Source organism: Nocardia sp. NPDC004568, assembly GCF_040609955.1.
Classification (GTDB): Bacteria; Actinomycetota; Actinomycetes; order Mycobacteriales; family Mycobacteriaceae; genus Nocardia.
Genome location: NZ_JBEXLL010000081.1, coordinates 22,909 through 29,170 on the forward strand (window position 1 = coordinate 22,909; position 6,262 = coordinate 29,170).

At 68.8% G+C, this 6,262-nt stretch carries 10 protein-coding genes; 5 read left to right on the forward strand and 5 right to left on the reverse strand.

Annotated features, from left to right (window positions below; all coding sequences use genetic code 11):
* Positions 1 to 426: a thioesterase family protein gene (locus ABZV91_RS27460; protein WP_355247574.1), complete on the reverse strand. Its 426-nt coding sequence runs from the start codon at positions 424 to 426 to the stop codon at positions 1 to 3.
* A gap of 51 nt (positions 427 to 477) precedes the next feature.
* Positions 478 to 720 (reverse strand): hypothetical protein, encoded by a 243-nt coding sequence (locus ABZV91_RS27465; protein WP_355247577.1) that lies wholly within the window; start codon positions 718 to 720, stop codon positions 478 to 480.
* 11 nt (positions 721 to 731) lie between these two features.
* Here ABZV91_RS27465 and ABZV91_RS27470 point away from each other — a divergent pair, with 11 nt between their 5' ends.
* Positions 732 to 1,097, forward strand: a complete 366-nt coding sequence (locus ABZV91_RS27470; RefSeq protein WP_355247580.1) for a helix-turn-helix domain-containing protein — start codon at positions 732 to 734, stop codon at positions 1,095 to 1,097.
* Between the two features lie 52 nt (positions 1,098 to 1,149).
* On the opposite strand, the gene ABZV91_RS27475 is transcribed toward ABZV91_RS27470, so the two are convergent.
* Complete coding sequence (locus ABZV91_RS27475; protein WP_355247583.1) at positions 1,150 to 1,899, reverse strand: hypothetical protein; 750 nt, start codon at positions 1,897 to 1,899, stop codon at positions 1,150 to 1,152.
* A 212-nt stretch (positions 1,900 to 2,111) separates the two neighbouring features.
* The gene (locus ABZV91_RS27480; RefSeq protein ID WP_355247586.1) at positions 2,112 to 2,489 is read right to left on the reverse strand and encodes a MerR family transcriptional regulator; all 378 of its coding nucleotides are present in this window, start codon (positions 2,487 to 2,489) and stop codon (positions 2,112 to 2,114) included.
* 65 nt (positions 2,490 to 2,554) lie between these two features.
* Between ABZV91_RS27480 and ABZV91_RS27485 the strand changes: the two genes are divergently transcribed.
* The gene (locus ABZV91_RS27485; protein ID WP_355247589.1) at positions 2,555 to 3,649 is read left to right on the forward strand and encodes an alkene reductase; all 1,095 of its coding nucleotides are present in this window, start codon (positions 2,555 to 2,557) and stop codon (positions 3,647 to 3,649) included.
* A gap of 217 nt (positions 3,650 to 3,866) precedes the next feature.
* Here the strand turns inward: ABZV91_RS27485 and ABZV91_RS27490 are convergent, their stop codons facing one another.
* Positions 3,867 to 4,820, reverse strand: a complete 954-nt coding sequence (locus tag ABZV91_RS27490) for a WYL domain-containing protein (protein ID WP_355247591.1) — start codon at positions 4,818 to 4,820, stop codon at positions 3,867 to 3,869.
* 98 nt (positions 4,821 to 4,918) lie between these two features.
* Between ABZV91_RS27490 and ABZV91_RS27495 the strand changes: the two genes are divergently transcribed.
* The 3 genes from ABZV91_RS27495 (at position 4,919) to ABZV91_RS27505 (ending at position 6,172) form a co-directional block, all read left to right on the forward strand.
* Positions 4,919 to 5,530: a TIGR03086 family metal-binding protein gene (locus ABZV91_RS27495; protein ID WP_355247594.1), complete on the forward strand. Its 612-nt coding sequence runs from the start codon at positions 4,919 to 4,921 to the stop codon at positions 5,528 to 5,530.
* Between the two features lie 116 nt (positions 5,531 to 5,646).
* Positions 5,647 to 5,904 (forward strand): type II toxin-antitoxin system Phd/YefM family antitoxin, encoded by a 258-nt coding sequence (locus ABZV91_RS27500; protein WP_355247597.1) that lies wholly within the window; start codon positions 5,647 to 5,649, stop codon positions 5,902 to 5,904.
* Positions 5,897 to 6,172 (forward strand): Txe/YoeB family addiction module toxin, encoded by a 276-nt coding sequence (locus ABZV91_RS27505; RefSeq protein WP_355247600.1) that lies wholly within the window; start codon positions 5,897 to 5,899, stop codon positions 6,170 to 6,172. The genes ABZV91_RS27500 and ABZV91_RS27505 overlap by 8 nt, the downstream gene beginning before the upstream one ends.
* Positions 6,173 to 6,262: the final 90 nt, after the last annotated feature.

Consider the following 6,262-nt stretch of genomic DNA (forward strand, 5'->3'; position numbering starts at 1 on the left):
TCAGTTTTGGACAAGCTGCAGCAGTTCGGGGCGGCTCGCCATCGACCGCCACTGCCGGGCCGGGTCGGCGACGAGGCGGCGGGTGGTCAGGTCGAGTAGTCCGCTGACGTGGGTCACCGTGGCGGCGACCTCGCCGTCCGGGCGGGTGAGGACGTGCTCGACCCGATAGGTCTTGCCCGTCCCCCACACCCAGTCGCAGGTGATGTCGACGTAGTCGCCGCCACGCAGCTCCCGCTGGAAACGCAGGACCGTTTCCAGGTTCACCGGACCGAAGCCCGCCGCGATCATCTCCTCGACCGAAATCCCCGCGGCCCGCACGCATGCGAACCGGGAATGATCGGCGTATTGGTGATACGCCGCGCCGGTCACATGCCCTTGTAGATCCAGGTCGGAAACTCGCACGTCGATCCGGTTGGTGAACGCCATGACCGGATCATGCCGGTCGACACCGACAGGCGGCCGCGGCCGTGGTGCGCGTTACTCGCGGTTCCCGGCCAACTCCTCGGTGATCCGTTCCAGTCCCTCGCCCGCCCGGCCGTCGGCGATCTGGCGATCGATGAGGTTCTTGATCGGGCCGACGATGTCCAGGCCGACCCCGGCGTCCCGGCCGGCCCGCACGATCGCGTCGAAGGCGGGTTTGTGGAATCGCGCGGGCTGGACGTCGTCGGCGTAGTCACCACTGTCGATCACCTCGGCATAGGCCGGAAGCAGCCCCGCCATAGCGGTGACGTATGGATGTGATCAGCGGTAAATGGAAAGGGCTGATTCTCTGGGAACTGGACAACTACGGCGTACGCCGGTTCGGTGAGCTACGTCGCGGGCTCCCCGGGGTGTCCGAGAAGATGCTCATCCAACAGCTACGTGAGCTCGAGGAAGACGGGTTGATCGACCGGACGGTCTACCCGGAGGTTCCGCCTCGGGTGGAATACCGTCTCACCGACCTGGGCCGCTCCCTCAATACTGCGCTCGAACCACTCGGCGAGTGGGGGCGGGAACGCATCGCGCGAGTCGGCGCCGCACGTGTCCATCCGCAGCCGACCGCGGCACCGGCGACACCCGGCGGCGCCCCACCTCGTCGGCAGGTTGCCGCCGAGTAGCCTGTCGGCCCGACCGCCGACCGGCTCGATCCGGGAGGCGGCGACAGCCGTGTCAGGACGCGGCCGCGAAATACGCCGTCCGCACGTCCACGATGGTCGGCGGGGGCAGCTCAGGGGAACCGGCGCCGAGTTCGCCCAACCGGATATGCCAGGTGGGTGCCGAGGTGTCGATGGCGGTCCGCGCGTCGGACGGTTGCAGGACGACTTCCGCGCCGCCGGTACACGAGTAGGCGCCCACCAGGCCGTCGGCCCGGCCGCCCCACGCCCCGCCCACGCGGATACGGCACCGGCGGCCGTCGGCCAATTCGAGCGCCCACGGTTCGGGCTCGCGGGTTTTCCCGATCGGTTCGAGCCGGGGCTCGACGCTGTACCAGCGCAGTTCGCGGTTCCAGGGATCGTCGGCGCACAGCAGTTCGGTGCCGCCGGCCCGCGCCCAGCAGATATCGGCGGCGTCGGCGGAGGCGCCGCAGTGGTAGATACCCGGACTGGTCGCGGACCGGCTGGATACGACATTGCCGCAGTCGAGCCGGCCGGCGGGCGCGGTACCGGATACGTCGAATCCGTCGGCCGGCCGGCCGGAGCCGTCGACCGCGATGAGGGAGACCACCGTGGTGGCCGGCGGACCCGGTGGCTGCCGCTCCTCGGTCGTCGCGGCCGGAGACGACTGCGCGGGACCCGGCGGCGCGACCGTGGAGACCATCGAGCCGGGGTCGCCACCGCTCGGCGACGCGCAGCCACTCAGCGCCGCCACCAGCAGCGCCGTCGACACCGGAACGGACCGTACCCACACCGCGAACGCCATGAGTCACCACCTGACTCGGGGACAGTGGCCCGAGTGTAGCGGCATCGGCGACCATGTCAGCGGAATCCCGACAGTGAATTCTTTGCTCGAGATGAGATACAGCCGGTGGTCCCGGTTCCCGGCTTCGGCTGCCGCCGATACGAACCGGAGCCTGCCGGGCGCGGCGGCGACATCCGGCGTCGGCGAACGGATTCGGGATGCGGGGACGGCTCTCACGCGGCTGCGGTCGTGAAACTCGCGCCCGCCCGTTCGATCACCTCGTCCAGAACCTCCCGGGAACGGAGGAGGTCGGCGATCATGCGGTCGATCCGCTCCCGTTCGACCCGGAGCTCGTTCACCAGCGCGGGGGTCGCGAATTCGTTGGCGCCGCCGTCGGTGTCACGCATGCAGGGCAGGATCTCCACGATCTTCTTACTGCACAGTCCGGCGGCGAAGAGCTCCTGGATGTGCACGACCCGGTCCACCGCGTGCTCGGGATAGTCGCGATGGCCGCCCGGAGTGCGGTCGGCGGTGAGCAACCGCTGTTCTTCGTAGTAGCGCAGCGAGCGTTCACTGACCCCGGTCCGCTGCGCCAGTTCTCCGATTCGCATGCTCACCTCGCATTTTCCAGTTCGGGCTTGAACTTCACATAAATGTCAGGTCTTACCGTCCAGGCATGACAACCACAGCGCCCCGTGATCTATTCGCTCCCGCGCGCCTCGCCGGTCTGGAGCTTCCGCACCGCCTGGTGATGGCCCCCCTGACGCGTAACCGCGCGGGCGCGGACGGCACCCCGTCCGACCTGATGGCGACCTACTACGCGCAGCGGGCCGGCGCGGGCCTGATCATCGCCGAGGCCGCCACCCCGAACCAGGTGGGTCAGACCTACGCCAATATCCCCGGTATCCACCGCGCCGAGCACATCGCCGGCTGGCGCCGCGTCACCGAGGCCGTCCGGGCGGCCGGGGGCCAAATGTTCCTGCAACTCCAGCACGGCGGCCGGGTCGGCCATCCCGACAACAGCGGCCTGGTCCCGGTCGCGCCCTCGCCGATCCCGCTGCCCGATACCGTGCACACCCCGTCGGGCCATCGGCCGGCCGTGACGCCGCGGGAACTCACGGTCGACGAGATCCACGGGACGGTAGCCGATTTCGTCACCGCCGCACGCAATGCCGTCGACGCCGGTTTCGCCGGGGTCGAGGTCCACAGCGCCAACGGTTACCTGCTGCACCAATTCTTGGCCCGCAACACCAACCACCGCACCGACGAGTACGGCGGTCCGGTCGAGAACCGCATCCGGTTCACAGTCGAGGTCGTCGCGGCGGTGGCGGCGGCCATCGGCCCGGAGCGGGTGGGATTGCGCATCTCGCCGGCGAATCCCGTCAACGGCATAGCGGAGGGCGATACCGAGGCCATCTATCCGGCGCTGGTCACCGCGGTCGCCGGGCTGGGTCTCGCCTACCTGCACATCGTCCGGGTCGACGCGGACGACCCGCTGCTGCGGCAGCTCCGTCCACTGTGGCCCGGGAGTCTCGTCGCCAACCCTTCGGGTGAGGCCCGCGACCCCGGTGCCATCATCGACCGGGCCGAGCGCCTGCTCGCCGCCGGAGCCGATCACATCGCCCTGGGTCGCGCCTTCTTGGCCAACCCCGAACTGGTCGTACGCCTGCGCACCGGCGCGCCGCTCAATCCGATCCGCGACGCGCACCTGATGTATGTGGGCGGGGCCGAGGGTTACACGGATTATCCGACCCTCACGGCGACCGCCTGAGCATTCGGTATCCGGCATTCCACCGGCCGCGTGTTTCCGGCGGTATGGGATCCGTACGCGTGGGCGGGACCCGCCCGCGACCGGTCCGCCGGCCCGGTGGTCACCCCCGGATCGACGCCCTTCGCCGCATGGCCGACCGGCGACATCTGCCCGGCGTGTATCACCGCTGGTTCACCGGCCGACCGCGGTACCGGCTCGCCACACAGGCCCGGCCCTGTCAGAGGTGGGCGACCGCCTCCCGGTACCGCCGGCCCAGGGTGCGGATGTGCTCGACCAGTTCCGGGGGGCCGTCGATACGGAAATCCATCATGAGCATGCTCAGGTAGATGGCGATCGTCTCCATCGCGTCCGCGCCGGTGAGCAGCAGGCACGAGTCCTCGTCGACCGACACTACGACCCCGACCGCCGGATTGATCCGGGCGATAACGGTTTCCGCGGGTGCCAGCACTGTGACCCGGGCGTGCACGGCGTAACCGGCCGAGGCCACCTCCCGGAGTACGAAGGCGACCAGATCTCTTTCGGGTGGAGTCCGGGCGGCGAAGCGGCGAGTGCCCGCCACCACCCGGCGCCGGTTCGCCACCGGAAACGCGCGCCAGGCGTGCGTATCGAGGTCGTAGGCGACCAGGTACCAGCGCCGCTGCCAGCTGACCAGCCGATACGGCTCGACCCGGAGATCGTCGAGTTCGAGTTCCCGGGCGGCGCGGATCGCCGCCGCGATCGTGGCCAGGGTTTCCGCGGGCACCGGCGCGTCCGGTTCCCGGGAGCCGATCGTCGCCGGGCCGACCGCGGTGGTCTCGCGCAATGCGTTGACGGTGCGCTGTAAACGCTTCGGCAGGATCCGTTCCAATTTGGCGAGAGTCCGTTTGACGCTGTGGTCTATATCGGCGATACCGGTCGACCCGTCCTCGGCGAGGCCCATGGCCAGGGCGACCGCGACCGCTTCGTCGTCGTCGAGCAGCAGCGGCGGCATGGTGGCGCCCTGACCGAGGCGGTAGCCGCCGACCGGGCCCCGGGTGGCGTGCACCGGGTAGCCGAGTTCGCGCAGGCGGGCGATGTCCTGGCGCAGGGTGCGGTCGGTGATGCCGAGTCGTTGTGCCAGTTCGGGTCCGGTGTATCCGCGGTCCTGGAGCAGCGACAGCAGCCGGAGCACTCGGGTTGTGGTGGAGGTCACAAAATACTCGTTTCCGCGGAAGCTCTTATCAGGAAGGAAACGAGCCTAATAGGGCCATAGCCTGAGTTCAACGCCGAAACCGACCGAGAGGCAGAACCATGGAAAACACCACCGCGCAGGACATCACCGCTCAGCTCGCACCGGTCTGGCGCGATGCACTGACCGCCGCCCACGAAGCGCTGCGCCGGGTGACCGCGCGGGTCGAGGCCGGCCAGTGGCAGCTGGTGACGCCGTGCGCCGATTGGAACGTCGCGCAGGTCGCCGAGCACGCCGCCGGGGACCAGCGGGCCTTCGCCGCGGCGCTCGGTGTGGGCACCGGCCCGGCCTACGACCCCTTCTCCCCCACCGGCACGATCGCCGACGGACCCGTCGCCCTGGTCACGGCCGCCCTCGACGAGACAGCAACCGCCTGGTCCACCGTCACCGACGACACCGAAAGCGTCCCCACCCCACTGCCCTTCGGCCCGCTGCCCACCCCGGTGGCCGCCGTGCTGTGCGCCCTGGACGCGGCCGTGCACGCATGGGATATCGCGGTCGCCACCGGACAGGAATCGCCGCTGACCGACGAACTCTCGGCGCCGATCCTCGCCGCGGCCCAGGGCCGGATCGAACCGCTGCGCGACTGGGGCGCCTACGGCCCGATCGTCGAGGGCGAGGGTTCCAGCACGGACCAGCTGCTGCGTTACCTGGGTCGCCGGCCACGGAACTGACCCGCTGCCGATGCGGACCGGGGTCCGCCTGCGATGACCCCGGTCCCGCAGAGATGGCCACATCTCGCACCCCAAGCTGTACGATATGTTGTACGAATCAACCGAGGGGCGCATTTATGACCGCACTACCCATCTCCACTGTTCGCCAGCAGCTGTTCTCCCTGGTCCAGCAGGTGAACGACGACCACGACACCGTCACAGTGGTCACCAAGAGCGGCCAGAACGCTGTCCTTGTGTCGGAATCCGATTGGAACTCCATCCAGGAAACGCTCTACGTCTTGGCGACACATGGCGGAGTCCGGCTGCTCGAATCCGCACGTGACGCCGAAGAGGGGCGGTTCGAAGCGCAGGAGCTGCTGGCTCCCGATGCCTGAGCGCAAACTGGTTTTCACAGCCTACGGCTGGGAGACCTACACATCGTGGCTCGCCCGGGATCGCTCGGTGCTCAAAGCGGCCAACAAGCAGATCTCCGCTGCACTTGCCGATCCCTTCGGGGGAATCGGCAAGCCAGAACCGCTCAAACGCCAGCTCGCGGGCAAATGGTCGAGACGGATCACCCGCGAGCACCGCCTGATCTACTACGTGACTGACACCGAATTGGTGGTCATCGGCGCCGGCAGCGACGTTTTCCTCACCGCTTAGAGATCAGTTCAGAATGAGTTTTGGTGACAGCTTGCGCTGCCCCGCAGCGTGTTTGACAATCCCAGCGTGGGTGACGAGGTAGTGACCGAT